Annotated in this window: 25 protein-coding genes and 1 other RNA gene; 13 read left to right on the forward strand and 13 right to left on the reverse strand. The window is 56.4% G+C overall.

All coding sequences use genetic code 11. The annotated features are described in order from the left end of the window. The first annotated feature begins 82 nt into the window (after positions 1-82). A complete protein-coding gene (locus IM304_RS00125) occupies positions 83-892 on the forward strand; it encodes a DeoR family transcriptional regulator (RefSeq protein ID WP_176609405.1) in 810 nt (269 codons plus the stop codon). A gap of 70 nt (positions 893-962) precedes the next feature. Here the strand turns inward: IM304_RS00125 and garD are convergent, their stop codons facing one another. After that, entirely contained in the window at positions 963-2,534 is a 1,572-nt protein-coding gene (garD, locus tag IM304_RS00130; protein ID WP_176609406.1) for a galactarate dehydratase, read from the reverse strand. A 364-nt stretch (positions 2,535-2,898) separates the two neighbouring features. Between garD and garL the strand changes: the two genes are divergently transcribed. From garL to IM304_RS00185, 11 genes are all read left to right on the forward strand, one after another. After that, entirely contained in the window at positions 2,899-3,669 is a 771-nt protein-coding gene (gene garL, locus IM304_RS00135; protein ID WP_148418355.1) for a 2-dehydro-3-deoxyglucarate aldolase, read from the forward strand. 21 nt (positions 3,670-3,690) lie between these two features. Beyond that, positions 3,691-4,581: a 2-hydroxy-3-oxopropionate reductase gene (gene garR, locus IM304_RS00140; protein WP_193355056.1), complete on the forward strand. Its 891-nt coding sequence runs from the start codon at positions 3,691-3,693 to the stop codon at positions 4,579-4,581. 56 nt (positions 4,582-4,637) lie between these two features. Then, positions 4,638-5,783 (forward strand): glycerate 2-kinase, encoded by a 1,146-nt coding sequence (garK, locus tag IM304_RS00145; RefSeq protein WP_193355055.1) that lies wholly within the window; start codon positions 4,638-4,640, stop codon positions 5,781-5,783. Positions 5,784-5,815: 32 nt separating this feature from the next. Continuing rightward, positions 5,816-6,192: RNase P RNA component class A (rnpB, locus tag IM304_RS00150), an RNA gene on the forward strand. Between the two features lie 667 nt (positions 6,193-6,859). Continuing rightward, entirely contained in the window at positions 6,860-7,780 is a 921-nt protein-coding gene (tdcA, locus tag IM304_RS00155; RefSeq protein WP_148418358.1) for a transcriptional regulator TdcA, read from the forward strand. 96 nt (positions 7,781-7,876) lie between these two features. Next, positions 7,877-8,866 (forward strand): bifunctional threonine ammonia-lyase/L-serine ammonia-lyase TdcB, encoded by a 990-nt coding sequence (gene tdcB / locus IM304_RS00160; RefSeq protein WP_148418359.1) that lies wholly within the window; start codon positions 7,877-7,879, stop codon positions 8,864-8,866. Positions 8,867-8,876: 10 nt separating this feature from the next. Further along, positions 8,877-10,208: a threonine/serine transporter TdcC gene (tdcC, locus tag IM304_RS00165; protein WP_148418360.1), complete on the forward strand. Its 1,332-nt coding sequence runs from the start codon at positions 8,877-8,879 to the stop codon at positions 10,206-10,208. Positions 10,209-10,238: 30 nt separating this feature from the next. After that, entirely contained in the window at positions 10,239-11,447 is a 1,209-nt protein-coding gene (gene tdcD, locus IM304_RS00170; RefSeq protein WP_193355054.1) for a propionate kinase, read from the forward strand. A 15-nt stretch (positions 11,448-11,462) separates the two neighbouring features. Beyond that, the gene (gene pflB, locus IM304_RS00175; protein WP_193355053.1) at positions 11,463-13,757 is read left to right on the forward strand and encodes a formate C-acetyltransferase; all 2,295 of its coding nucleotides are present in this window, start codon (positions 11,463-11,465) and stop codon (positions 13,755-13,757) included. 274 nt (positions 13,758-14,031) lie between these two features. Then, the gene (locus IM304_RS00180; protein ID WP_176609411.1) at positions 14,032-15,363 is read left to right on the forward strand and encodes an amino acid permease; all 1,332 of its coding nucleotides are present in this window, start codon (positions 14,032-14,034) and stop codon (positions 15,361-15,363) included. 20 nt (positions 15,364-15,383) lie between these two features. Beyond that, positions 15,384-16,685 (forward strand): serine dehydratase subunit alpha family protein, encoded by a 1,302-nt coding sequence (locus tag IM304_RS00185; protein ID WP_193355052.1) that lies wholly within the window; start codon positions 15,384-15,386, stop codon positions 16,683-16,685. 102 nt (positions 16,686-16,787) lie between these two features. Here the strand turns inward: IM304_RS00185 and IM304_RS00190 are convergent, their stop codons facing one another. After that, positions 16,788-17,489, reverse strand: a complete 702-nt coding sequence (locus IM304_RS00190) for a pirin family protein (protein WP_176609413.1) — start codon at positions 17,487-17,489, stop codon at positions 16,788-16,790. A gap of 104 nt (positions 17,490-17,593) precedes the next feature. Between IM304_RS00190 and IM304_RS00195 the strand changes: the two genes are divergently transcribed. Then, on the forward strand, positions 17,594-18,496 hold the full coding sequence (locus IM304_RS00195) for a LysR family transcriptional regulator (protein WP_193355051.1): 903 nt from the start codon (positions 17,594-17,596) through the stop codon (positions 18,494-18,496). Positions 18,497-18,537: 41 nt separating this feature from the next. Here the strand turns inward: IM304_RS00195 and IM304_RS00200 are convergent, their stop codons facing one another. The 11 genes from IM304_RS00200 to IM304_RS00250 all read right to left on the reverse strand — a co-directional run bounded on the left by IM304_RS00200 (position 18,538) and on the right by IM304_RS00250 (position 25,847). Further along, positions 18,538-18,903, reverse strand: a complete 366-nt coding sequence (locus tag IM304_RS00200; protein ID WP_176609415.1) for a DUF805 domain-containing protein — start codon at positions 18,901-18,903, stop codon at positions 18,538-18,540. 106 nt (positions 18,904-19,009) lie between these two features. Beyond that, positions 19,010-19,996 carry a glutathione S-transferase family protein gene (locus tag IM304_RS00205; RefSeq protein WP_193355050.1) on the reverse strand — a complete coding sequence of 329 codons (987 nt, stop codon included), beginning with the start codon at positions 19,994-19,996 and terminating at the stop codon, positions 19,010-19,012. Between the two features lie 72 nt (positions 19,997-20,068). Further along, positions 20,069-20,461, reverse strand: coding sequence for a DoxX family protein (locus IM304_RS00210; protein ID WP_148418371.1), 393 nt, complete (start codon positions 20,459-20,461; stop codon positions 20,069-20,071). A gap of 249 nt (positions 20,462-20,710) precedes the next feature. Then, on the reverse strand, positions 20,711-21,007 hold the full coding sequence (locus tag IM304_RS00215; protein WP_148418372.1) for a YqjK-like family protein: 297 nt from the start codon (positions 21,005-21,007) through the stop codon (positions 20,711-20,713). Next, positions 21,004-21,402 carry a phage holin family protein gene (locus tag IM304_RS00220; RefSeq protein ID WP_148418373.1) on the reverse strand — a complete coding sequence of 133 codons (399 nt, stop codon included), beginning with the start codon at positions 21,400-21,402 and terminating at the stop codon, positions 21,004-21,006. The genes IM304_RS00215 and IM304_RS00220 overlap by 4 nt, the downstream gene beginning before the upstream one ends. A gap of 2 nt (positions 21,403-21,404) precedes the next feature. Further along, entirely contained in the window at positions 21,405-21,710 is a 306-nt protein-coding gene (locus IM304_RS00225) for a YqjD family protein (protein WP_003862645.1), read from the reverse strand. 29 nt (positions 21,711-21,739) lie between these two features. Then, entirely contained in the window at positions 21,740-22,108 is a 369-nt protein-coding gene (locus IM304_RS00230; RefSeq protein WP_148418374.1) for a DUF1090 domain-containing protein, read from the reverse strand. A 143-nt stretch (positions 22,109-22,251) separates the two neighbouring features. Continuing rightward, a complete protein-coding gene (gene mzrA, locus IM304_RS00235; RefSeq protein WP_148418375.1) occupies positions 22,252-22,635 on the reverse strand; it encodes an EnvZ/OmpR regulon moderator MzrA in 384 nt (127 codons plus the stop codon). Positions 22,636-22,637: 2 nt separating this feature from the next. Next, on the reverse strand, positions 22,638-23,300 hold the full coding sequence (gene yqjA / locus IM304_RS00240) for a DedA family general envelope maintenance protein YqjA (RefSeq protein ID WP_022649475.1): 663 nt from the start codon (positions 23,298-23,300) through the stop codon (positions 22,638-22,640). A 342-nt stretch (positions 23,301-23,642) separates the two neighbouring features. Further along, entirely contained in the window at positions 23,643-24,419 is a 777-nt protein-coding gene (gene exuR / locus IM304_RS00245; RefSeq protein ID WP_148418376.1) for a transcriptional regulator ExuR, read from the reverse strand. A gap of 129 nt (positions 24,420-24,548) precedes the next feature. Further along, entirely contained in the window at positions 24,549-25,847 is a 1,299-nt protein-coding gene (locus tag IM304_RS00250; protein WP_193355049.1) for an MFS transporter, read from the reverse strand. Between the last annotated feature and the right edge of the window lie 344 nt (positions 25,848-26,191).

A 26,191-nucleotide genomic window follows, 5' to 3' on the forward strand; every position in this document is an offset into this window, starting at 1 on the left:
TTCAGGGCTTGCATTCCCCCAAAAGAAAGGCGTTAATAGGTAAAACGAAATAAAACGAAAGTGATTTTACTAAGGAGCTCGCATGAGCAGCACCGATCCATCCGCAGAAAAGCGCGTCACCGGCACCAGTGAAAGGCGAGAGCAGATCATTCAGCGGCTCCGGGCGCAGGGAAGCGTACAGGTTAACGATCTTTCTCAGTTATATGGCGTATCAACGGTCACGATCCGCAACGATCTGGCCTTCCTTGAAAAGCAGGGCATTGCCGTGCGCGCTTACGGTGGCGCGCTAATCTGCGAGGGCAATGCACCGGGCGCTGAGCCTTCAGTGGAAGACAAAAGCTCGCTTAATACGGCGGTGAAGCGCAGCATTGCGCAGGCCGCCGCCGCGCTGGTGAAGCCCGGACACCGCATAATTCTGGACTCCGGCACCACGACGTTTGAAATTGCCCGCATGCTGCGCCAGCACACGGATGTGATTGCCATGACCAATGGAATGAACGTCGCGAATGCGTTGCTGGAAGCGGAAGGGGTAGAACTCCTGATGACCGGCGGGCACCTGCGCCGCCAGTCACAGTCCTTCTATGGCGACCAGGCGGAGCAGTCGTTACAGAATTATCACTTTGACCTGCTGTTCCTCGGCGTTGACGCCATCGATCTCGATCGCGGCGTGAGTACGCATAACGAGGACGAAGCCCGCCTCAACCGCCGGATGTGTGAAGTTGCAGAACGTATTGTTGTTGTGACCGACTCCAGCAAGTTTAACCGCTCAAGCCTGCATAAAATCATTGATACGCAGCGGATTGATATGATCATCGTTGACGAAGGCATTCCGGCGGAGAGCCTGGACGGGTTGCGCAAAAGCGGGATCGATGTGGTGCTGGTGAAGGGGTAACGTTCATCCCCTCACCTAACCCTCTCCCCACAGGGGAGAGGGAACCGTTCGGTGCGGTTGGGTAGGTGCATCACGTCACCGGCGCCGGGTTAAACACCGCCAGCTGATTATGCAGCCCCCACTGGTCCGAGAAGGTTTTCTTTCGGCCGCTGGCGACATCCAGAATGAAGTGGAACAGCTTCCAGCCCACGTCTTCAATGCTCTCTTCCCCGGTGGCGATAGTGCCCGCGTTGATATCCATTAAGTCATACCAGCGGTTTGCCAGCTCGGTGCGGGTTGCCATTTTGATCACCGGTACCGCCATCAGGCCGTACGGCGTGCCGCGCCCGGTGGTAAAGACCTGTACCGTAATGCCGGATGCCACCTGCTGGGTGCCGCAAACGAAATCGCTGGCGGGCGTTGCCGCGTAGATCAGGCCGCGTCTGGTTGGCCGCTGGCCCGGAGAAAGCACTTCTACAATCGCGCTCTGGCCGGATTTGGCGATTGAACCGAGGGCTTTTTCCACCACGTTGGCCAGGCCGCCCTTCTTGTTGCCCGGTGACGGGTTGGCGCTGCGGTCGGTTTTGCCCATATCAAGATAGTTATCGTACCAGGCCATCTCCTCCAGCAGGCGTTTGCCCACCTCCTCGTTGACCGCGCGCGGCGTGAGCAGGTGGATAGCATCGCGCACTTCGGTCACCTCGGAGAACATCACCGTGGCGCCGCAGCGCACGAACAAATCCGACGCGTAACCCACCGCCGGGTTGGCGGTGACCCCGGAAAACGCATCGCTGCCGCCGCACTGTGTGCCCACTACCAGCTCAGAGGCCGGGCAGGTTTCACGCTGGCGTCTGTTCAGCTTGTCGAGATGGCGCTCTGCCACCTGAAGAATATCGTCGACCATTGAACGAAAACCAACGTGATGCTCGTCCTGCAGACGAACGATGCTGGCATCGTCAACCGGAATGGCTTTCACATCCTCAGTACCCTGCAGCAGGCGTTCTGGCTGTAATTTTTCACAACCGAGGCCAATCACCATTACCTCACCGCCAAAGTTCGGGTTGAGGGCGATATTGTGGATGGTTCTGATCGGTACGACCGCCGCCGGCGCGTTGATCGCCACGCCGCAGCCGTACAGGTGGTTCAGGCCCACCACGCCGTCCACGTTGGGGTATTTCGGCAGCAGATCGCGCTCGATGATTTTCACCACGTAATCCACCACGCCCGCCACGCAGTGCACGCTGGTAGTGATGCCGAGCAGGTTTTTGGTCCCCACGCTCCCGTCCGCGTTGCGGTAGCCTTCGAAGGTATATCCCTCCAGCGGAGGCAGCGGCTCGGGCACCCGGGTCGCCAGCGGCAGCGTCTCCAGCGGCGGGGCCGTGGGCAGCTCAACCAGCGACTCATCAATCCAGCTGCCCTGCGGGATAGGGCGCACCGCATAGCCGATGACTTCGCCGTAACGCACGATTTCGCCGTGCGCCGGGATATCGACCAGTGCCACCTTATGCCCTTGCGGAATGTGCTCAATCAGCTCCAGCCCGTCCGGGAACCGGGTTCCTGCTGTTAAGCCATTGTCGTTGACGATAATCGCCACGTTATCGGTGTCGTGCACTTTAATATAGAACGCCGTCGGCGATGCCTGTCGAATTTCAATATCGGCCATTGTTCACGCTTCTCCAGCAAAATATCTGATTCTAAATATAGCCAGATGGTTAATAGTTTCTTATCTGAGAAATAAAGAATGTCAGGAGAGGAAAAGCGAGAATGTGATCGCGATCGCTCCCGAATCACTAATCCTTGATTCTGTGCATCAGCGCCCACTGCATTGTGCAAATGCTCAAAATAGTGTTCATGCAATACCTGATAATTGAGCAATAAAACAATGTGCTGGCGTGAGGTGACGATTATACTGAATGACGATTTTATAACGCCGGAATTCAGACAGAAAAATAAATATAACGCTGACGCTGCGTCGGAATAAATAAAAAGATACTGGCTAAAGCTGCGGAATTAAAAAGGTATAAGAAATGAATAACGATATCTTCCCGAATAAGTTTAAAGCGGCCCTCGCGGCGCACCAGATCCAGATTGGCTGCTGGTCCGCGCTGGCAAACCCCATCAGCACCGAAGTGCTGGGCCTGGCCGGGTTCGACTGGCTGGTGCTGGACGGCGAACATGCGCCAAACGATATCAGCACGTTTATTCCGCAACTGATGGCGCTGAAAGGCAGCCACAGCGCGCCGGTAGTGCGCGTGCCGACTAACGATCCGGTAATACTCAAGCGTCTGCTGGATATCGGTTTCTACAACTTCCTGATCCCGTTTGTTGAAACGCAAGAAGAAGCGGCGCTGGCCGTAGCTGCTACCCGCTATCCGCCGGAAGGGATCCGCGGCGTGTCCGTCTCGCACCGCGCCAACATGTTTGGCACCGTGCCGGACTATTTCGCTCGGTCCAACAAGAATATCACCATTCTGGTTCAGATCGAGAGCCAGCAGGGGGTCGATAACGTCGACGCCATTGCCGCAACCGAAGGCGTGGACGGTATTTTCGTCGGCCCGAGCGATCTGGCTGCCGCCTTTGGCCACCTGGGCAATGCCGGCCACCCGGACGTGCAGCGCGCAATCCAGCATATCTTTGCCCGCGCGAAAGCGCACGGTAAACCGTGCGGCATTCTGGCGCCGGTGGAAGCCGATGCCCGCCGCTACCTGGAGTGGGGCGCAACGTTTGTTGCCGTGGGTAGTGACCTTGGCGTATTCCGCGCGGCGACGCAGAGATTAGCGGACGCTTTTAAAAAATAACCATCATTGAGGAAACAGATTATGACGCTGAAAGTAGGTTTTATTGGCCTGGGTATCATGGGCAAACCAATGAGCAAAAACCTTATTAAAGCAGGTTACTCGCTGGTGGTTTTAGATCGTAATTCAGACGCGGTGGCAGAGGTAATTGCCGCTGGCGCGGAAGCGGCGTCGACCGCAAAAGCGATTGCCGAACAGTGTGATGTCATCATCACCATGCTGCCGAACTCCCCGCACGTAAAAGAGGTCGCGCTGGGCGAGAACGGCATCATCGACGGCGCGAAGCCGGGCCTGGTGGTGATCGACATGAGCTCTATCGCACCGCTGGCGAGCCGTGAAATCAGCGAGGCGCTGAAGGCGAAGGGCGTGGACATGCTGGATGCGCCGGTCAGCGGCGGCGAGCCAAAAGCCATCGACGGCACGCTGTCGGTGATGGTGGGCGGCGATAAGGCCGTGTTCGACAAATACTACGACCTGATGAAGGCGATGGCCGGCTCCGTGGTGCATACCGGCGAAATTGGTGCGGGTAACGTCACCAAGCTGGCAAACCAGGTGATTGTGGCGCTGAATATTGCGGCCATGTCGGAGGCGCTGACGCTGGCAACCAAAGCGGGCGTTAACCCGGACCTGGTCTATCAGGCTATTCGCGGCGGTCTGGCGGGCAGCACCGTGCTGGATGCCAAGGCGCCGATGGTGATGGAACGTAACTTCAAGCCGGGTTTTCGCATCGACCTGCATATTAAGGATCTGGCTAACGCGCTGGATACCTCCCATGGCGTGGGCGCGCAGCTGCCGCTGACCGCTGCCGTCATGGAGATGATGCAGGCGCTGCGTGCGGATGGCCTGGGCACCGCCGATCACAGCGCGTTAGCGTGCTATTACGAAAAACTGGCGAAGGTTGAAATTGCTCGCTAATGACGTCCTGCCCGGTGGCGCTGCGCTTACCGGGCCTACGGTCCAGGCATACCACTATGAAAATCGTAATCGCGCCAGACTCATATAAAGAAAGCCTGTCTGCTACCGAGGTTGCGCAGGCGATAGAAAAAGGATTTCGGGAAATCTTCCCCGATGCCCACTACGTTTCTGTCCCTGTTGCCGATGGCGGGGAGGGGACGGTTGAAGCGATGATCGCCGCCACGCAGGGTACCCGGCAGCAGGCGGTCGTTACCGGCCCGTTGGGTGAGAAGGTTAACGCCTGCTGGGGGATCTCCGGGGATGGCACAACCGCCTTTATCGAGATGGCCGCCGCCAGCGGTCTGGTGCTCGTTCCTCCCGCGCAGCGTAATCCCCTTGTTACCACCACGCGCGGCACGGGGGAGCTGATCCTCCGTGCGCTGGATAAAGGCGCGCGCAATATCATTATCGGTATCGGCGGGAGCGCAACCAACGACGGGGGCGCTGGCATGATGCAGGCGCTGGGCGCGCGGTTTTCGGATGCCAATGGAACGGAGATCGGCTACGGCGGCGGCAGCCTGATGGCGCTTAATAGCATTGATATTTCGGGGCTCGATCCGCGGCTACAGGGATGCGCGATCCGCGTTGCCTGTGACGTGACAAACCCGCTGGTGGGAGAAAGCGGCGCGTCGCGTATCTTTGGCCCGCAAAAAGGGGCCACGGAGGCGATGATCCTCGAACTCGACGCCAGCCTTAGCCACTATGCCGACGTTATCGGGCAATCGCTGCGCATCGACGTTAACCAGGTGCCGGGCGCGGGGGCGGCAGGCGGGATGGGCGCGGCGCTGATGGCCTTTCTGGGTGCCGAGCTGAAAAGCGGCATTGAGATCGTCACCCAGGCGCTCAACCTCGAGGAACATATTCACGACTGCACCTGGGTGTTGACGGGCGAAGGGCGCATCGACAGCCAGAGCGTTAACGGCAAAGTGCCCGTTGGCGTGGCGAGCGTTGCCAAAAAATACCACAAGCCGGTGATTGGCATCGCCGGAAGCCTGACGCAGGACGTGGGCGTGGTACACCAGCACGGCATTGACGCAGTGTTCAGCGTGCTGACCAGCATCGGCTCACTGGATGAAGCGTTTCGCGGCGCGTATGACAACATTTATCGCGCCTCGCGCAATATCGCCGCGACATTGCAGGTGGGCATGCGCAGCCAGGGGTGACAGCGGGGCGCAAACCCTCTATACTGCGCGCCGAAGCTGACCAGACAGTCGCCGCTTCGTCGTCGTCCCTTTCGGGGGAGACGGGCGGAGGGGAGGAAAGTCCGGGCTCCACAGGGCAGGGTGCCAGGTAACGCCTGGGGGGGAAACCCACGACCAGTGCAACAGAGAGCAAACCGCCGATGGCCCGCGCAAGCGGGATCAGGTAAGGGTGAAAGGGTGCGGTAAGAGCGCACCGCGCGGCTGGTAACAGTCCGTGGCACGGTAAACTCCACCCGGAGCAAGGCCAAATAGGGGTTCACATGGTACGGCCCGTACTGAACCCGGGTAGGCTGCTTGAGCCAGTGAGCGATTGCTGGCCTAGATGAATGACTGTCCACGACAGAACCCGGCTTATCGGTCAGCTTCAACTTCTTAAGAAACCCCGCTTCGGCGGGGTTTTTGCTTTCCGCCACCTGCTGGCCTTGCAGGCGCTGGGCGACATCAATTCCCGGTTTTGCGACGCTAAGCACATTTCACTATTAATCAGGCATCTTCTTTTATTCATCTTCCGCAGACGATCTCAATCACAAAATTTAACGCTATAAAATTCGAAAATTTCAGTGTTGATGGTATGTTGCGGTTGTTGTCGGTGTGATAAATAGTCTTTTCGCATTTGATAATCAGATATTGAATCCAAAAACATTTTCCTAGTGAATATGTGACATGCCCCTCTCTTTCATCCAGGATACACTAAATATTCCTGCCGAAGTTGATAAACCACAAAAATGTTTTAAAGAAATAATGATGCTTTATTAACCTTTAATTGTCTGAAAGATAGTCTTTATTAATATTTATAATGCGAAAAACGTCTTCAAGGTTATTGCCATAAAATAAATTTATTCGGCCTTTTTTTCTTGATCGATATCAGCGGAATAGCGTATTTTCATAAAGGTAAACTATTGATTTATATTGTGATAAATGCGTTCTCAGGAGTCAGAAAGAAAGGCGTTCTGGCAAATTGTGAGTAACAGCACATACCCCCTGAAACGATATTGGGTAGAATTCGCAGCGTCACAGGGAAATAAGCGCAGAATATTATGAATACTATTATTCTACCGAAAACTCAGCACCTCGTAGTATTTCAGGAAGTCATTAAAAGTGGCTCGATAGGTTCTGCTGCAAGACAACTGGGCCTGACGCAACCCGCGGTCAGCAAAATCATCAGCGATATCGAATCCTACTTCGGGGTGGAAGTGATGGTGCGCAAAAATACTGGCGTCAAGCTCACTGCCGCAGGCCAGGTGCTGCTGTCCTACGCTGAGTCAATCACCCGCGAAATGAAAAACATGGTGAGCGAAATCAACAGCCTCAGCTTCAGCACCGTCATGGACGTCTCCTTTGGCTACCCGTCGCTGATTGGCTTCACCTTCCTGTCTGAGATGATCAAGAAATTCAGGGAAGTGTTCCCGAAAGCGCGCGTCTCGATGTATGAAGCGCAGCTCTCGTCGTTCCTGCCCGCCATTCGCGACGGCCGCCTGGATTTCGCCATTGGGACGCTGAGCGACGGCATGCTGCTTCAGGATCTTCACGTCGAGCCGCTGTTTGAATCCGAGTTTGTGCTGGTGGCGAGTAAATCACGAACGTGCACCGGCCCGACAAGGCTGGCATCGCTCACGCATGAGCAGTGGGTGATGCCGCAAACCGATATGGGCTACTACAAAGAACTCCTGAATACCCTGCAAGACAACCACATCAGCATCGAAAACATCGTCCAGACCGATTCCGTCGTCACCATCTATAACCTTGTCCTTAACGCCGATTATCTGACGGTGATCCCCCGTGACATGATTGCACCATTCGGTTCGGATCAGTTTATCGTTCTGCCGGTTGAGGATGAATTACCCGTGGCGCGTTATGCCGCCGTGTGGTCGAAAAATTACAGTATTAAAAAATCGGCGTCGGTTCTGGTTGAACTGGCCAAACAATATTCGTCGATGAATATCGAAAGACGACGATAAAAATAATGACGTTTTAAAACACCCGGAGCGACGCTTTTTAACGCTCTGATACCCTGACTTTGCCTGAAAACAATGAATTATTATAACGAGGATATTATGCACATTACCTACGATCTCCCGGTGACGATTGACGATATTCAGGATGCCAGAAAACGACTGGCGGGAAAAATATATAAAACCGGTATGCCGCGCTCAAATTACCTGAGCGAACGCTGTAAGGGCGAGATATTCCTGAAGTTTGAAAATATGCAGCGTACCGGTTCGTTTAAAATACGCGGGGCGTTTAATAAGTTAAGCTCGTTAACGGACGCTGAAAAACGTAAAGGCGTGGTAGCCTGCTCCGCAGGAAACCATGCGCAGGGCGTGTCGCTCTCCTGCGCCATGCTCGGTATCGACGGCAAAGTGGTGATGCCGATGGGGGCACCGAAATCCAAAGTCGCCGCCACGCGCGACTACTCGGCGGAAGTGGTGCTGCACGGTGAGAACTTCAACGACACCATCGCCAAAGTGAGCGAAATCGTCGAGATGGAAGGCCGTATATTTATCCCGCCTTACGACGATCCGAAAGTCATTGCCGGCCAGGGCACCATCGGCCTCGAAATACTCGAAGATTTATACGACGTGGATAACGTCATTGTGCCCATCGGCGGCGGCGGATTAATTGCCGGTATTGCAACGGCCATTAAGTCTATTAACCCGACCATCAATATTATCGGCGTACAGTCCGAAAACGTTCACGGAATGGCGGCATCGTATCAGGCGGGTGAAATTATAAACCATCGCGTCACCGGCACGTTAGCCGACGGCTGCGACGTTTCTCGCCCGGGTAAATTAACCTTCGAAATCGTTCGTGAACTGGTCGACGACATTGTGCTGGTCAGCGAAGACGATATTCGCAACAGCATGATTGCCCTTATTCAGCGAAATAAAGTGGTGACGGAAGGCGCAGGCGCGCTGGCCTGCGCGGCGTTATTAAGCGGCAAGCTTGACCACTATATTCAGGGCCGAAAAACCGTCTGCATTATCTCCGGCGGCAATATCGATCTCTCCCGTGTTTCCCAAATTACCGGCTTCGTTGACGCATAAAGGATGACTTATGAGCAACACAGAAAGCATTATCGTTGGCCAGTCAAAAACGTCCACCTGGCGTAAATCGGACACCACCTGGACGCTGGGCCTGTTTGGTACCGCCATTGGCGCAGGCGTGCTGTTCTTCCCAATCCGTGCGGGGTTTGGTGGCCTGATCCCTATCCTGCTGATGCTGGTTCTTGCGTTCCCGATTGCCTTTTACTGCCACCGGGCGCTGGCGCGCCTGTGTTTGTCCGGCAGCAACGTCTCCGGCAACATCACCGAAACGGTTGAAGAGCACTTCGGTAAAACCGGCGGGGTGGTGATCACCTTCCTCTACTTCTTTGCCATTTGCCCGCTGCTGTGGATTTACGGCGTCACCATTACCAACACCTTCATGACCTTCTGGGAAAACCAGCTCCAGATGCCCGCGCTCAACCGCGGCGTGGTGGCGCTGTTCCTGCTGCTGCTGATGGCCTTTGTGATTTGGTTCGGTAAAGACCTGATGGTGAAGGTGATGAGCTACCTGGTGTTCCCGTTCATCGCCAGCCTGGTCCTGATTTCCCTGTCGCTGATCCCGTACTGGAACTCGGCGGTGATCGACCAGGTTAACCTGAGCGATATCGCCTTTACCGGACATGACGGCATTCTGGTCACGGTGTGGCTGGGGATCTCCATCATGGTCTTTTCCTTTAACTTCTCGCCGATCGTCTCTTCATTCGTGGTCTCCAAGCGCGAAGAGTACGAGCCGGAGTTCGGTAAAGATTTCACCGAGCAGAAATGTTCCAAAATCATCGGCCGCGCCAGCATGCTGATGGTCGCCGTGGTGATGTTCTTCGCCTTTAGCTGCCTGTTTACGCTCTCTCCGCAGAACATGGCGGACGCCAAAGCGCAGAACATACCGGTGCTCTCGTACCTGGCGAACCATTTCGCGTCGATGTCAGGCAGTAAAACCACGTTTGCCACGGTGCTGGAGTATGGCGCGTCGATCATCGCGCTGGTCGCTATCTTCAAATCCTTCTTCGGCCACTACCTGGGCACGCTGGAGGGGCTGAACGGCCTGATCGTCAAGTTTGGCTACAAGGGCGATAAGACGAAAGTCTCCGTGGGCAAGCTGAACACCATCAGCATGGTCTTCATCATGGGTTCCACCTGGGTGGTGGCCTACGCGAACCCGAACATTCTTGATCTTATTGAAGCCATGGGGGCGCCAATCATCGCCTCTCTGCTCTGCCTGTTGCCGATGTACGCCATCCGCAAGGCACCGGCGCTGGCGAAGTACAAAGGCCGGACCGAGAACATCTTCGTTACCGTGGTCGGTCTGCTGACCATTCTGAACATCGTCTACAAACTGTTTTAAACCACAGCTCAGGAAGAGCGGAGCCATAGCATGATTGAGTTTCCGGTAGTACTGGTTATTAACTGCGGATCGTCCTCCGTTAAGTTTTCAGTGCTGGACGCGGCAGGCTGCGATGCCCTGATGACGGGCATTGCAGACGGCATCAACACTGAAAAAGCCTTTATTTCCGTGAACGGGGGTGAGCCGATCAGGCTGGCTCACCAGGACTACGAAGGGGCGCTGGCCGCCATCGCCCTGGAGCTGGAGAAGCGCGACCTGATGAGCAGCGTGGCCTTTATTGGCCACCGCATTGCTCACGGTGGCGATCTCTTCAGCGAGTCGACCCCGATCACGGAACAGGTGATTGAGCAGATCCGCCAGGTGTCGCCGCTGGCGCCGCTGCACAACTACGCCAACCTGAGCGGCGTGGAAGCGGCGGAGCGCCTGTTTCCCGGCGTGCAGCAGGTGGCGGTGTTTGATACCAGCTTCCACCAGACGCTGCCCCCGCAGGCCTATCTGTACGGTCTGCCGTACCGCTATTTCGAAACGCTGGGCGTGCGGCGTTACGGTTTCCACGGCACCTCTCACCGCTACGTCGCCGGGCAGGCGCACGCGCTTCTCGGGCTGTCCCCCGATGACAGCGGTCTGGTGATTGCCCATCTCGGCAACGGGGCGTCCATCTGCGCGGTGCGCAACGGCGAAAGCGTTGATACGTCCATGGGCATGACGCCGCTGGAAGGGCTGATGATGGGCACGCGCTGCGGCGACGTGGATTTTGGCGCGATGGCGTGGATCGCCCGGCAGACCGGCCAGTCTTTTGACGATCTGGAGCGGGTGGTCAACAAAGAGTCAGGACTGCTGGGGATCTCCGGTATCTCCTCAGATCTGCGTGTGCTGGAGAAAGCCTGGCACGAGGGCAACGAGCGGGCGCAGCTGGCGATACACACCTTTGTTCACCGCATTGCGCGGCATATCGCCGGTCACGCCGCATCCCTGCACCGTCTGGATGGGGTGATCTTTACCGGCGGCATTGGCGAAAACTCAACGCTTATCCGCGCGCTGGTAGCGGAACGCCTGTGCGTCTTTGGCATCGCGCTCGACGAGGCAAAAAATGCCCTGCCGGGCAGCGCGGGTGAGCGCGTGATATCAACCGTATCGTCCCGCGTGGCCTGCGCGGTGATCCCTACCAACGAAGAAAAAATGATCGCGCTGGACGCCCTCCGTCTTGGAAAGGTTACCCCGGCAGCGGCTTACGCCTGATAAAGCGAGAAACTGATGAAAGTAACAATCGATACGAGCGTCGCGCCTTACAGCGACGCATGGGCCGGGTTTCGCGGTGAAGAGTGGAAACACGCCGTTAACGTGCGCGATTTTATTCAGCATAACTATACCCCTTATGAAGGCGATGAAGCCTTCCTCGCACAGGCGACGCCAGCAACGACGGCGCTGTGGCAGAAGGTGATGGTCGGCATCCGCCAGGAGAACGCCACTCACGCCCCGGTGGATTTTGACACCAATATTGCTACCACCATTACCGCTCACGGACCGGGCTATATCGACCGGGAGCTTGAGACGATCGTCGGCCTGCAAACCGACAAACCGCTCAAGCGCGCGCTGCATCCGTATGGCGGGATCAACATGATCCGCAGCTCCTTTGAAGCCTACGGTCGCGAGATGGATCCGCAGTTTGAATATCTCTTCACCGACCTGCGCAAAACCCACAACCAGGGCGTATTTGACGTCTACTCCCCGGAGATGATGCGCTGCCGCAAATCCGGCGTGCTCACCGGCCTGCCGGACGGCTACGGGCGCGGACGCATCATCGGCGACTATCGCCGCGTGGCGCTCTACGGCATCAGCTACCTGGTGCGCGAGCGTGAACTGCAGTTTGCCGATCTGCAGGGCAAGCTGGAGCGTGGAGAAGATCTCGAGGCGACGATCCGCCTGCGCGAGGAGCTGGCGGAGCACCGGCGCGCGCTGCTCCAGATCCAGCAGATGGCGGCGAACTACGGCTTTGATATTTCACGCCCGGCGATCGACGCGCGGGAAGCGGTGCAGTGGGTCTACTTCGCCTATCTTGCCGCTGTAAAATCCCAGAACGGCGGGGCGATGTCGCTGGGGCGCACGGCGTCGTTCCTGGATATCTACATTGAGCGCGACATGCAGGCCGGGCGGCTGAATGAAGTTCAGGCGCAGGAGCTGATCGACCACTTCATCATGAAGATCCGCATGGTGCGCTTCCTGCGCACGCCGGAGTTCGACACCCTCTTCTCCGGCGATCCGATCTGGGCGACGGAGGTGATCGGCGGCATGGGGCTGGACGGGCGTACGCTGGTAACCAAAAACAGCTTCCGCTATCTGCATACCCTGCACACCATGGGGCCCGCACCGGAGCCTAACCTGACGATCCTCTGGTCAGAACGGTTGCCGATCGCGTTCAAAAAATACGCCGCGCAGGTGTCGATCGTTACATCGTCGCTGCAGTATGAGAACGACGATCTTATGCGCGCCGACTTCAACAGCGACGACTACGCCATTGCCTGCTGCGTCAGCCCGATGGTGATCGGCAAGCAGATGCAGTTCTTCGGTGCCCGCGCCAACCTGGCGAAAACGCTGCTCTACGCGATCAACGGCGGGGTGGACGAGAAGCTGAAGATTCAGGTTGGCCCAAAAACCGAGCCGCTGCTGGATGAGGTGCTGGACTACGACACCGTGATGGCGAGCCTCGATCACTTTATGGACTGGCTGGCGGTGCAGTACATCAGCGCGCTGAACCTCATTCACTACATGCACGATAAGTACAGCTACGAAGCCTCGCTGATGGCGCTCCATGACCGGGACGTTTATCGCACCATGGCCTGCGGCATTGCCGGGCTGTCGGTGGCAGCGGATTCTCTCTCCGCCATTAAATACGCCACGGTGAAACCGGTGCGCGACCACACCGGCCTGGCGGTCGATTTTGTGATTGAAGGCGACTACCCGCAGTACGGCAACAACGACGACCGCGTGGACGGTATTGCCTGCGATCTGGTGGAGCGCTTCATGAAGAAAATTCAGGCGCTGCCAACCTACCGCAACGCGGTGCCGACCCAGTCGATCCTGACCATCACCTCCAACGTGGTGTACGGCCAGAAGACCGGTAACACGCCGGACGGACGCCGCGGCGGCACGCCGTTTGCGCCGGGCGCCAACCCGATGCACGGACGCGACAGGAAAGGGGCGGTCGCCTCGTTAACGTCGGTCGCTAAGCTGCCGTTCACTTACGCCAAAGATGGGATCTCCTATACCTTCTCCATCGTGCCGCAGGCGCTGGGCAAGGACGAGCTGGTGCGCAAAACCAACCTTGTGGGGCTGCTGGACGGGTACTTCCACCATGAGGCGGCAATTGAGGGCGGGCAGCACCTGAACGTTAACGTCATGAACCGGGAGATGCTGCTGGATGCCATTGAGCACCCGGAAAATTACCCGAACCTGACGATCCGCGTTTCAGGCTACGCCGTGCGCTTTAATGCCCTGACGCGGGAGCAGCAGCAGGACGTGATTTCAAGGACGTTTACGCAGGCGATGTAATTCAGGCTAAGGCTGAGCCTCCCCCCTTTGGGGAGGCTTTTAATTTCGTGAATAGCATCACGTTTAGAAAATATCCTCCTTATTGAGTATTTCAAAAGCAAATCTTCCTCCAGCATAAGAAAAACCCTATTTATTTTGTGACTTTTTTCTCCCTCTCTCCGGCTATGATTTTCTCACGCTAACAACACGCACCTGCACCCTCTGACTCGCCATCGCTGGCGAACAGAAACATATAAAAAATAAACACTTACCCTACAAATTAAGCGAGTGCCCAATGGATACGGCAACAAAAAGCAGTGTGATTGTGAGTGATTCCCCTGCGGCAAGGCGGGCGGGAATGAGCGAAAGCGAATGGCGAGAGGCGATTAAATTCGACAGCAGCGACACGGGCTGGGTCATCATGAGTATTGGAATGGCCATCGGCGCGGGAATTGTTTTTCTCCCGGTGCAGGTGGGGTTAATGGGGCTGTGGGTCTTTCTGCTCTCGTCGATAATTGGTTATCCGGCAATGTATATGTTCCAGCGCCTGTTTATTAATACGCTGGCGGAATCCCCGGAATGCAAAGACTACCCGAGCGTGATTAGCGGTTACCTGGGTAAAAACTGGGGCATCTTATTAGGCGCGCTTTATTTCGTGATGCTGGTTATCTGGATGTTTGTTTATTCCACGGCTATCACCAACGACAGCGCATCCTATTTACACACCTTTGGCGTAACGGACGGTTTGCTGTCGGAAAACCCGTTCTACGGTTTATTCCTGATCTGCATTCTGGTCGCCATTTCTTCACGCGGCGAAAAGCTGCTGTTTAAAGTCTCCAGCCTGATGGTGCTCACAAAACTGTTTGTCGTGGCCGCGCTGGGGCTGTCGATGATTGGCCTTTGGCATTTAGCAAACGTGGGTATGCTTCCGCCGATGGGGCTGCTGATTAAAAATGCCATCATCACGCTGCCTTTTACCTTAACCTCCATTCTGTTTATTCAGACATTAAGCCCGATGGTGATCTCTTATCGCTCGCGGGAAAAATCCGTTGAGGTCGCGCGACATAAGGCGCTGCGGGCGATGAACATTGCCTTTGGCGTGCTGTTTGTAACGGTCTTCTTCTATGCCGTCTCCTTTACCCTCGCGATGGGCCACGACGAGGCGGTAAAAGCCTATGAGCAGAATATTTCCGCCCTGGCGATTGCCGCACAGTTTATCAGCGGCGAGGGGGCGGGCTGGGTCAAAATCGTCAGCGTTATCCTGAATATTTTTGCGGTGATGACCGCTTTCTTCGGCGTTTATCTGGGCTTTCGCGAGGCGACGCAGGGGATTGTCATGAATATCCTGCGCCGCAAAATGCCGGCTGAAAGCATCAATGAACGCACCGTCCAGCGCGGCATCATGCTTTTCGCCATTCTGCTCGCCTGGAGCGCCATTGTCTTAAACGCGCCGGTGCTGAGCTTTACCTCCATCTGTAGCCCTATTTTCGGGATGGTGGGCTGCTTAATTCCGGCGTGGCTGGTCTACAAAGTGCCCGCACTTCACAAATATAAAGGCGTTTCGCTGGTCATTATTGTGATTACCGGGCTGCTGCTTTGTGTTTCTCCTTTCCTCGCCTTCTCATGAGGTTAAATAAGGTCGTAACGATGTCTGAGCAAATTAATCCTTTATGGAACCATTTTATTCGCGCCGTGCAGGAAGAGGTAAAGCCCGCGCTGGGATGTACGGAACCCGTCTCGCTGGCGCTGGCCTGCGCGATGGCTGCCGGGCAGCTGTCCGGTGAGGTGACGCGAATTGAGGCGTGGGTATCGCCAAACCTGATGAAAAACGGGCTTGGCGTAACGGTGCCCGGCACCGGCATGGTCGGGTTGCCCATCGCGGCGGCGCTTGGCGCGCTCGGCGGAAATGCACGGGCCGGGCTGGAGGTGCTGAAAGACGTATCGGCCGATGCGCTGGCGCGCGCCAAAGCGATGCTGAAAGCGGGCCTGGTGCAGATTAAATTGCAGGAACCCTGCGACGAGATCCTCTATTCACGCGCCTGCGTTTATGCCGGAGAGTCCTCGGCCATGGTAACCATCGCGGGCGGGCATACCCGGGTGGTAGAGGTGGTTTGCCAGGGGGAAACCCGCTTCACGCTTGACGATCGTCAGAGCCAGGCTAAGGATGACCCGCTGGCGGTACTCGCGAACACCACGCTGTCGCAAATCCTGGAGTTTGTGGAGCAGGTGCCGTACAGCGCGATCCGCTTCATCCTTGATGCAGGGCGCCTGAACGATGCGCTCTCCCGGGAAGGTTTACGTGGCCGTTGGGGGCTGCGCGTTGGCGCGACCCTCAACAGGCAGCGCACGCGCGGATGGGTGGCGCAGGATCTGGGCTCAGACATTGTTATCCGCACCAGCGCGGCCTCGGATGCCCGTATGGGCGGCGCGACGCTGCCGGCCATGAGCAACTCGGGCTCCGGGAACCAGGGCATCACCGCCACCATGCCGGTGGTGGTGGTGGCTGAGCACGTTCAGGCTGATGACGAACGGCTGGCGAGGGCGCTGATGCTCTCGCATCTGTCGGCAATTTATATCCATTATCAGCTTCCGCGCCTGTCCGCACTGTGCGCGGCGACGACGGCGGCAATGGGTGCAGCCGCAGGGATGGCATGGCTGATGGGCGGAAACTACCGAACGATAGCAATGGCGATCGGCAGTATGATCGGCGACGTCAGCGGGATGATCTGCGATGGGGCGTCCAACAGCTGCGCGATGAAAGTGTCGACCAGCGTGGGGAGCGCCTGGAAGGCCGTGATGATGGCGCTGGACGATACTGCCGTAACGGGCAATGAGGGCATTGTGGCGCACGACGTGGAGCAGTCGATCTCGAACCTGTGTGCGTTAGCCTGCCGCTCAATGCAGGCAACGGATCGGCAGATTATTGAGATTATGGCGAGTAAGGTGTAAAAATTTCCCCTCACCCCAACCCCTCTCCCCATAGGGGCGAGGGGCTCGATCGTTCCCTCTCCCCTATGGGGAGAGGGCTAGGGTGAGGGGCGAGTGTGTTCTTTAAACCGGCAAATCAATCAGCAGCGCGCGCAGCGGCGTATCCGCCTCCAGGGTGATATTCGCCTCATCGCGAATAAACGCCCCGTCGCCGCAGGTGAGCGCTTCTTTCTCTTCCGCGTGCGTTACCGCATGCACCGTACCGTGAATGGACTGTAAGTAGGCGCGCGGGCCGTGCAGCTGGAAGCTCGCCTGTTCGCCTTTCTTCAGCTCAATATGATGCAGCCACACCTGCTGACGCAGCTGCAGGCTGCCTTTGCTGCCGTCAGGCGACGCTATCAGCTGCTGTTTACCGCCCTTCAGATCGATCTTTTGCACCAGCGGGTTTTCCCGCTCGGGGCAGGCGTCCAGCCACAGCTGCATGCGGGTCAGCGTTTTGTCTTTGCTGAGGTTATGCTCGCTGTAGCTAATGCCCGGCTGCGTGGAAATTAACAGCGCCTCGCCAGCCTTTGCCTGGACATGATTGCCCTCGCTATCGCGGTATTCTGCCTCGCCTTCCAGGATCAGGTTCAGGATATCGACTTTCGGGTACGTGCGCGGCTGGAAGGACGCGCCCGGGGCGAGCACTTCCTGGTTCAATACGCGCAGTGAAGCGTAACCGAGGAGTTTAGGGTCAAAGTAGTGTCCAAAGGAAAAGGTGTAGCGGGCCTGCAGCCAACCGAAATCGGCTTGTCCGCACTGTTTAGCTGTTCTTGTCGTAATCATAAACTTGACCTCTCTTTACACTAAATCAATGGTAAAGGTATGGACGCTGCATTGTTAGCCAGATATTCTGCCCGGTATGTTCAAATTTCCTGAATGAGAACGAGATGGCTAAAGAGAGAGCATTGACGCTTGAGGCGCTCCGCGTCATGGACGCAATTGACAGGCGTGGCAGCTTTGCCGCGGCGGCAGATGAACTGGGGCGCGTTCCGTCTGCGCTGAGCTACACCATGCAGAAGCTGGAGGAAGAGCTGGACGTGGTGCTCTTCGATCGCTCCGGTCATCGAACTAAATTCACCAACGTTGGCCGGATGCTGCTGGAGCGCGGGCGCGTGCTGCTGGAAGCGGCGGACAAGCTGACGACGGATGCTGAAGCGCTGGCCCGCGGCTGGGAAACCCATCTGACGTTAGTTACCGAAGCGCTGGTGCCCACCGAGGCGCTGTTCCCGCTGGTGGACAGGCTGGCCGCAAAAGCCAATACCCAGCTGTCGATCATTACCGAGGTGCTGGCAGGAGCGTGGGAGCGTCTGGAGACGGGCAGGGCGGATATCGTCATTGCGCCGGACATGCACTTCCGCTCCTCGTCGGAAATCAACTCCCGCAAGCTCTATAGCATTATGAACGTCTACGTTGCCGCCCCGGATCATCCTATCCATCAGGAGCCGGAGCCGCTCTCCGAGGTCACGCGCGTGAAGTACCGCGGCGTGGCGGTCGCGGACACCGCCCGTGAGCGTCCGGTACTGACGGTTCAGCTGCTCGATAAACAGCCTCGTCTGACGGTGACCTCGCTGGAGGATAAGCGGCAGGCGCTGCTGGCGGGGCTGGGCGTGGCAACCATGCCGTACACGTTTGTGGAAAACGATATTGCGGAGGGGCGGCTGCGGGTCGTCAGCCCGGAGTACACCAGCGAAGTGGATATCATTATGGCGTGGCGTCGCGACAGCATGGGCGAAGCCAAATCGTGGTGTTTGCGTGAAATTCCAAAGCTCTTTGCGCATCACAACAAATAAGCGGGCAGGCCCGGTAAGCGTAAGCGCTACCGGGCAATAATTTACGCGCCGACCTTAGGATCCGGACCAAAGCGGTTTTCGCCCGGCGTCCCGCTCTGACAGTGGAAAACCAAAATCACGAGCCAGCCGATAATCGGAATCAGCAGCAGCAGCAGCCACCAGGCTGAACGATCCGTGTCGTGCAGGCGTCGGAACATCACGGCCCATGACGGTATCAAAACCAGCACGCTATAAATTGCAGTAAGGATCCCTTTTCCGTCAGAATCCTCCCAGCCGAGAATCTTATCCATAATGCCCAGCACCATCATAAGTACAGCGTTCACCAGAATGAACATCCAGTACTCTTTGCGGCGGGCGCGACCACCAAAACCAAAATAATTGCGCAGTACTTTTAAATACCAGTCCATTTTCCTTGCCTCATTAATCAGTCAATCACTTGTTTTCTAAGCGATCGAGGTAAGGATAGATGCATGCTGTGAATTAAAAAAGGGAATCTATTGATTCCCTAAATAATTATCCAAAACGAACGTCGCGCCCGTGCGGTTCATCCAGATCCTGCCAGGGGCCAACAGAGATAATGCCCGTTGGGTTGATGGTCTTATGGCTGCGGAAATAGTGGGTGCGAATATGATCGAAATCGACCGTTTCCGCGATCCCCGGCGTCTGGTAGATATCGCGCAGGAAACCGTGCAGGTTCAGGTAGTCGCTGATGCGGTGTTTATCGCACTTGAAGTGTGTAACGTAAACCGGATCGAAGCGGATCAGCGTAGTCCACAGGCGGATGTCCGCTTCCGTCAGGCGATCGCCCGTTAAATAGCGGTGCTGGCCGAGGATCTGCTCAAGGCGCTCCAGAGAGGCAAAGACGCTGCCGACCGCTTCGTCGTAGGCTTCCTGGCTGGTGGCGAAGCCGGCTTTATAGACGCCGTTGTTCACGCTGTCGTAGATCCAGCCGTTCAGCTCGTCAATTTTCTCGCGCAGCTCAACCGGATAATAATCCCCGGCGCGGGCACCGTGCGCGTCAAACGCGGTATTGAACATGCGGATGATTTCCGCAGACTCATTGCTGACGATCGTCTGGTTTTTCTTGTCCCACAGCACCGGCACGGTCACGCGTCCGGTGTAGTGCGGATCGGCGTGCAGGTAGAGCTGGTAAAGGAAATCGTGGTGGTAAAGATCGTCACCGGTCGCGGCAGGGAAATCACTGTCGAACGTCCAGCCGTTCTCCAGCATCAGCGGGTTGACCACCGAAACCGGAATTAACGATTCGAGACCTTTAAGTTTGCGCACAATCAGCGTGCGGTGCGCCCACGGACAGGCGAGAGAAACGTACAGATGATAACGGTCTTTCTCCGCCGCAAAACCGCCTTCGCCACTCGGGCCGGGGGCGCCATCGGCGGTCAGCCAGTTACGGAAGGCCGAAACAGAGCGCTTAAAGCGTCCGCCGGTGGATTTGGTGTCATACCAGACATCCTGCCAGACGCCGTCTACGAGTTGTCCCATTCTTTTCTCCTCCGTCAGATAGCAAAAGCGAGGAGAGATCTCCTCGCTTTCAGTTCAGTCAGTATAGCGTGCTTACCACTTCTTATTCAGAAGGCGGTCGATGCTGTATGCGCCCGGGCCAGTGATGGCCAGCAGCAGGAAGCCGCCTGCGATGGTCATGTTTTTCATGAACATCAGGGAGTTCACGCCTTCCGCAAAGTTGCTGTGGAACAGGAACGCGGTCAGCAGGGTGAAGCCGGCGGTGAACAGCGCCGTGGTGCGGGTCAGGAAACCGAACAGTACCGCCAGGCCGCCGCCAAACTCAAGCAGGATGGTCAGCGGCAGCAGGAACCCCGGCACGCCCATGGCTTCCATATACTGCTGTGTGCCAGCATAGCCGGTGATTTTGCCCCAGCCTGCCACGATAAACAGAACAGGCATCAGGATACGCGCTACCAGTACACCAACATCTTCTAATTTTTTCATTTTACTCTCCAGGGAACCACATCAGCGGCTTAACTTTATTTATGTGCAAATTCGGGTAGATACCGCGTCTTTGCTGTCGATGGAGAGGAGTGTAAACGGGGCGGGTAGCAATTGTTAGCAAGGAAAACTGTCAATCTTCTTCAAAGATATTGAGTAAGGGAGTGCGCGCTGTTGCCCTCACGCCAGCACTGTCCTGAAGAGAGAGGGCGCAAAAACAAAAAACGGTAACCTGAGTTACCGTTTTGCTTTTTACCGCAGCTGCTGCTGACGAATCGTGGCCTTCACCAGACGCCATGCGCTCCAGACGCCGAAGCCGCGGCGCGCCCAGCGAATCAGCATATTTGGATGACGAATCGTCCAGATAGCCATCACGCTGCTGCCAACCAGCGCCCACGAACGCAGGCTCAGGATGGTATTCCAGCCGCGGTCGTAACGCTGGGTCAGCTCCAGCCAGTCGCGACGGCTGGCGGACAGGTCCAGCCGCTGCTGTTGGATCTGGCTCAGCAGATACGCTTTTCGCTTCTGACGTTCGGCTTTGTCGCTCACGGCTTGTCATCCTCCAGCAGGGCGCGATCGTTGGCCAGCTCCTGACGCGTATGGCGCAGGAAGGTCGACGTACGCGCTTTACGCAGAGTCCAGATACCGCCTATCAGCGCGGCAACCAGCAGAACCACCGTGGTCGCAATCATCGCGTTCAGACGATACTGCGGGTCAATAGCCCAGATGATTAACACCATCAGGCTCATCAGCCCGAACGCGGCAAAGAGCATCGTAAGCCCAAGCATGAGCAGCATCTGGAAGAGATTGGCTTTCTCCTCTTCCAGCTCCACTACCGCCAGCCGGACGCGCGTTTCGGCAATCCCGACCAGCGTCGTAAGAATACGCTGGCCGATGCCGAGGACGTTTTTAGCAGGCCCTTGTGCGTGACGAGGATCTTCCATAATCAACGACGCGTCAGCAGAACGCCCAGCACCACACCTACTGCGGCACCAATACCTACGCCAGTCCATGGATTATCACGTACATATTCGTCTGCGCGCGCTGCTGCTTCGCGGGTCTGTTTCGCCAGCGCATCACCGGTTTCACCCAGACGATAACGGCTCTCTTTCAGCGCCTGCTCCGCTTTACTGCGCAGCTTGCTCACTTCTTCTTTCGATTTATCGGCAGAGGAGTTCAGCACCTCTTCCAGGGTGTCCGCCAGGGATTTCAGCTCAGCGCGCAGATTTTCTGAAGTTGTATCTTTTGACATGATTCTCTCCTGTTGAGATTTCCGTTAACTCAATAATCGCGAGCTTCCAGCGCTTTCAGTTCGTCCTGCGCCTCTTGTAACTTCCTCTCGCGCTTGGCAATCTTTTCCGCATCCCCTTTCTCTTTCGCTTCCTGCAGGTCTTGACGGCGCTCGGCTATCTCGTCCTTCTGTTCAGCGATTTTTTCCTGATGTTCGGCACGCAGCTTGCTGTCGGAACAGTTGGCTTTCACTTCGCTCAGCGCTTTTTTCAGACCGTCGATCCGGTGCTGGTTGTTATGCTTTTCGGCATAGCTGATTTCGCGCTGGATATCCTGTTCTTTCTCCTGACAAAGAGACATTGCGAAGGAAGTTGTGCTTAACGAAAAAAGGGCCAGAGCCAGGGTGATGCGGTATTTCATTATAGAAACCTTCCATTGTGTTACGGCGTAAGCCGTGTTCCAGAACTATGCGGAGAACATCTGAGGGGTGCTCCGCGTACTTAAGCATAGTAAGTAAACGGGAGTTTCACCAAAGTAGGTGAAAATATTCGGAATAGTAGTCGTTAACCAAATCGATGCGACGTGTCGCGTAACCGTGACATCCAGGAGGCCACGTGGCTGTCATCGTCCTGCTGCGCGATGATATAACCATGAGGCAACGTTCGGTCCAGCACGGCTTTTGCCGCGGCGCTTTGCGCGCTGGAGTCAAATTTTATCAGCAGCACATCGTCTTGCGGCGTGATGCTTTTAAAGCGGATCCCGTTTGCGTCCAGATGATGCCAGATGGAAAAACCATCCGGCACGCTGGCTCCCTGACTCACAGGGCGGATAGCCAGCGTCGACTCCTGATGCTGTAGCGCAGACCACAGCAGGATGAGCGTGCTTAACATCATCAGCGCGACGATGGCATAAGAGAAGCGGCGCAGGGCGAGCGGGGAGATAACCATCCTTAACCCCTGGCTCCATATTTCTTCTTCCACAGCACAACCAGTGAACCTACCAGACCAAACACCAGCAGGACGACCGGCAGCAGCATCAGGCAGGACATGAGCTGATCTTCATACTTCATAAATACCGGCGTTTTGCCGAGCGCGTAGCCGAGCGTGGTCAGGATCAGAACCCACAGCAAGCCGCTCATCCAGTTAAAGAACTGGAAGCGCGCGCTGCTCAGGCCAGACAGGCCCGCAATGGTGGGCAGCAGGGTGCGAACAAACGCGATGAAGCGGCCAATCAGCAGCGCGGAAAGCCCGTGCTTGTGGAAAAGGTGGTGCGCCCGCTGGTGGTAATGTGCCGGAAGATGCGAAAGCCAGTTCTGGACGATACGCGTGTTGCCCAGCCAACGCCCCTGAATATAGCTCACCCAGCAGCCCAGGCTGGCGGCAATGGTTAACAGCAATACCGTTTGCGGGAAGGCCATCGCCCCTTTTGCACAAAGTACCCCGACCAGCACCAGCAGACTGTCGCCCGGTAAAAAGGCGGCAGGCAACAAACCGTTCTCAAGGAACAGGATCATAAATAAGACAAAATAGAGCATGCCAATCATGGACGGGTTGGCCAGCGTTTCGAAATCCTGAGCCCAGAGGGCGTTCAGTAGTTGGGTCAAAAGTTCCATTCAGTGTTCCTGGAAATCGGTTAACGTCACGCCTGTCATTCGGGAAAAACAGCACGGCGACATTGTAGTGATTTCATTATGGTCGCTCGCGGACACATTGATGCGTGGCCAACACTGTTCCCTGTTAATTGGCTGGTTAGCATGCACTAACTTACAAAATAACGAAGTGAATCCAATTGTAACAAAGCCCGACGTTCTGCGTCACAGAATTTGAGGGGAAACGTGATTTTGGCGTAAGCCATGAAGGGGAGCGAGACTTTTTACAAAGGCTGACACTATAGAGGTTTTCTTACCCTGCATCGCCGGAAGGCGCAGCGGTGCGCCTGCCAGCAGCCCAGGGGCTTATTTTGCGAGATTGGCCGCAGTATCGAGATGAACGACCGGATTATCGGCAAAAAGATAGCGGTCTGCGTTAAATTCAAAGTCATCACTGGTTTCATTAAAGAGCATCTGTTTGGTGTTTTCCAGATGCTGCCACATTGCCAGCTTCGCCGCGTGCGGGTCTTTACGAATCAGCGCTTTAAGAATCTGATCGTGGTCGTCGCACCAGTTATCCACCGTGCGGGAATCGATGTGATCGTGCAGTTTCTTCCAGTACGGGTTGTGAACGCGCTGAGTCCACATTTTTTCTACGATTGCCGCCAGCGCCGTATTCTGGGTTGCAAGGGCGACCTGGACGTGGAACTGCAGGTCCCATTCGGAATCGCGGAAACATTTTTCCTTACGCGCGTGATCCTGAATTTCCATCAGCTTCATGATGTCCTGCTTGGTCACCTGAGTCGCCGCAAATTCCGCGATATTGCTTTCGATCAGCTGGCGAGCCTGGAGAAGCTCGAACGGACCGTAGCTGGCAAACTCCAGGCTTTCGTCCGGGGCCGGAGAGTGCTTTGCCTGGCTGGAAATCACGTGAATGCCGGAGCCTTTACGCACCTCAACGTAGCCTTCCACTTCCAGCATGATGATGGCTTCGCGCACCACCGTGCGGCTGACGCTTTTCTCGTCCGCGATAAAACGCTCGGCGGGAAGTTTATCACCGACAAGATAGACACCTTGCTCGATGCGATCTTTCAGCTCGGCAGCAAGTTGTTGATATAAACGACGTGATTCGGTGATTTCCATATACGCTCCAGGCAGGGTACCGCGAATGATTTGTTATACCACTTTTGCGTGCCAGTCTCCAGATTTTGCCATCAAAAAAGCCGCCCGGAGGCGGCTTCTGCGAAGATTTTGCCGGGTGGTGGCGCAGCGCTAACTCTGCGTCGCCGGCCCCCCGAGGGACTCTTTCGCCAGTTCGTCGGCGGATTTACTTTTCAGCACCGTCCAGATCACCACCGCGCCCAGCAGGTCGAAGATTGCCAGTACCGCGAACAGCGGGCTGAAGCCGATGGTGTCTGCCAGCGCGCCGACCACCAGGGCGAACATGGTGCTTGCTGTCCAGGCGGCCATGCCGGTCAGGCCGTTGGCGGTGGCAACTTCGTTACGGCCAAACACGTCGGAAGAGAGCGTAATCAGCGCGCCGGAGAGAGACTGGTGAGCAAAACCACCGATACACAGCAGCGCGATAGCAACGTAAGGGCTGGTGAAAAGACCGATCATGCCCGGGCCGATCATCAGCAGCGCGCCCAGGGTGACCACCATCTTACGGGAAACAATCAGGTTCACGCCAAACCAGCGCTGGAACAGCGGTGGCAGGTAGCCGCCTACGATACAGCCCAGGTCCGCGAACAGCATTGGCATCCAGGCGAACATCGCGATCTCTTTCAGGTTAAAGCCGTAAACTTTGAACATGAACAGCGGGATCCAGGCGTTGAACGTGCCCCAGGCCGGTTCTGCCAGGAAGCGTGGCAGGGCGATACCCCAGAACTGACGGGTGCCGAGGATCTGCCAGACGGACATCTTTTTGCCGTTATCGGTCTGATGCTGCGATTCCTGACCATTAATAATGTAGTCGCGTTCTTCGGTAGACAGCTTTCTCTGATCGCGCGGGTGTTTATAGAAGATCAGCCACGCCATCGCCCAGGCAAAGCTCAGTACGCCCGAGATGATGAACGCCATCTGCCAGCTGTGCATCACGATGGCCCATACCACCAGCGGCGGCGCAATCATCGCCCCGATGGACGAGCCCACGTTGAAGTAGCCTACCGCAATGGAGCGCTCTTTTGCCGGGAACCACTCGGAGCTGGCCTTCAGCCCCGCCGGGATCATCGCCGCCTCGGCGGCACCAACCGCACCACGCGCCAGCGCCAGCCCGCCCCAGCTTCCTGCCAGTGCGGTCGCGCCGCAGAAGACGGCCCAGGCAACGGCGAAGAAGGCGTAACCAATTTTTGTACCCAGAATATCAAGAACATAACCTGCAACAGGCTGCATTACGGTGTAAGCGGCAGAGTACGCCGCGATGATGTAAGAGTATTGCTGCGTGGAGATATGTAACTCTTCCATCAACGTTGGCGCCGCAGCTGCCACGGTGTTACGCGTCAGGTAGCCCAGCACGGTGCCGAGCGTCACCAGTGCAATCATGTACCAACGTAACCCTTTAATTTTACGCATGTAAAACCTCATCGTTATGTTATTTCCGTGTCGGGACACGGCAACAGCTCAACCGTTATCGGGAGCTGTTCTGTAACGGGAGGGGCGTAACCGGGAGCGTGTCCCGGAACGGCCCGAACCTTGCCATAAGTAATCGTGCTTAAGTCGGTTTCCGTACCGTTAAATCCGGTGTGAAGCACCGGTAATGCAATCCGTCGGCATAGTGTTTGCGACGGCGAAACGATAACTTGTCATACAACTTTAAAAGGTGAGTGACATCACAAAAGTGTGAATCTTTGTAGGGATATTCTGCGGCGCGGATAAAGCCAGTGCTGGCGCGGTCTGCGAGAGGGTTTACCCCTTTG

Source organism: Enterobacter cloacae complex sp. P40C2, assembly GCF_014930695.1.
GTDB lineage: Bacteria > Pseudomonadota > Gammaproteobacteria > Enterobacterales > Enterobacteriaceae > Enterobacter > Enterobacter pasteurii.

Coding starts and splice junctions, on each gene's coding strand:
- IM304_RS00180 (WP_176609411.1), top strand. CDS start 14,032: ATGGATACGGCAACAAAAAGCAGTGTGATTGTGAGTGATTCCCCTGCG.
- pflB (WP_193355053.1), top strand. CDS start 11,463: ATGAAAGTAACAATCGATACGAGCGTCGCGCCTTACAGCGACGCATGG.
- tdcD (WP_193355054.1), top strand. CDS start 10,239: ATGATTGAGTTTCCGGTAGTACTGGTTATTAACTGCGGATCGTCCTCC.
- tdcB (WP_148418359.1), top strand. CDS start 7,877: ATGCACATTACCTACGATCTCCCGGTGACGATTGACGATATTCAGGAT.
- garD (WP_176609406.1), bottom strand. CDS start 2,534: ATGGCCGATATTGAAATTCGACAGGCATCGCCGACGGCGTTCTATATT.
- exuR (WP_148418376.1), bottom strand. CDS start 24,419: ATGGAAATCACCGAATCACGTCGTTTATATCAACAACTTGCTGCCGAG.
- mzrA (WP_148418375.1), bottom strand. CDS start 22,635: ATGGTTATCTCCCCGCTCGCCCTGCGCCGCTTCTCTTATGCCATCGTC.
- IM304_RS00250 (WP_193355049.1), bottom strand. CDS start 25,847: ATGCGTAAAATTAAAGGGTTACGTTGGTACATGATTGCACTGGTGACG.
- IM304_RS00195 (WP_193355051.1), top strand. CDS start 17,594: ATGGCTAAAGAGAGAGCATTGACGCTTGAGGCGCTCCGCGTCATGGAC.
- garL (WP_148418355.1), top strand. CDS start 2,899: ATGAATAACGATATCTTCCCGAATAAGTTTAAAGCGGCCCTCGCGGCG.
- IM304_RS00190 (WP_176609413.1), bottom strand. CDS start 17,489: ATGATTACGACAAGAACAGCTAAACAGTGCGGACAAGCCGATTTCGGT.
- tdcA (WP_148418358.1), top strand. CDS start 6,860: ATGAATACTATTATTCTACCGAAAACTCAGCACCTCGTAGTATTTCAG.
- IM304_RS00210 (WP_148418371.1), bottom strand. CDS start 20,461: ATGAAAAAATTAGAAGATGTTGGTGTACTGGTAGCGCGTATCCTGATG.
- IM304_RS00205 (WP_193355050.1), bottom strand. CDS start 19,996: ATGGGACAACTCGTAGACGGCGTCTGGCAGGATGTCTGGTATGACACC.
- garR (WP_193355056.1), top strand. CDS start 3,691: ATGACGCTGAAAGTAGGTTTTATTGGCCTGGGTATCATGGGCAAACCA.
- yqjA (WP_022649475.1), bottom strand. CDS start 23,300: ATGGAACTTTTGACCCAACTACTGAACGCCCTCTGGGCTCAGGATTTC.
- IM304_RS00225 (WP_003862645.1), bottom strand. CDS start 21,710: ATGTCAAAAGATACAACTTCAGAAAATCTGCGCGCTGAGCTGAAATCC.
- IM304_RS00200 (WP_176609415.1), bottom strand. CDS start 18,903: ATGGACTGGTATTTAAAAGTACTGCGCAATTATTTTGGTTTTGGTGGT.
- IM304_RS00220 (WP_148418373.1), bottom strand. CDS start 21,402: ATGGAAGATCCTCGTCACGCACAAGGGCCTGCTAAAAACGTCCTCGGC.
- tdcC (WP_148418360.1), top strand. CDS start 8,877: ATGAGCAACACAGAAAGCATTATCGTTGGCCAGTCAAAAACGTCCACC.
- garK (WP_193355055.1), top strand. CDS start 4,638: ATGAAAATCGTAATCGCGCCAGACTCATATAAAGAAAGCCTGTCTGCT.
- IM304_RS00125 (WP_176609405.1), top strand. CDS start 83: ATGAGCAGCACCGATCCATCCGCAGAAAAGCGCGTCACCGGCACCAGT.
- IM304_RS00185 (WP_193355052.1), top strand. CDS start 15,384: ATGTCTGAGCAAATTAATCCTTTATGGAACCATTTTATTCGCGCCGTG.
- IM304_RS00230 (WP_148418374.1), bottom strand. CDS start 22,108: ATGAAATACCGCATCACCCTGGCTCTGGCCCTTTTTTCGTTAAGCACA.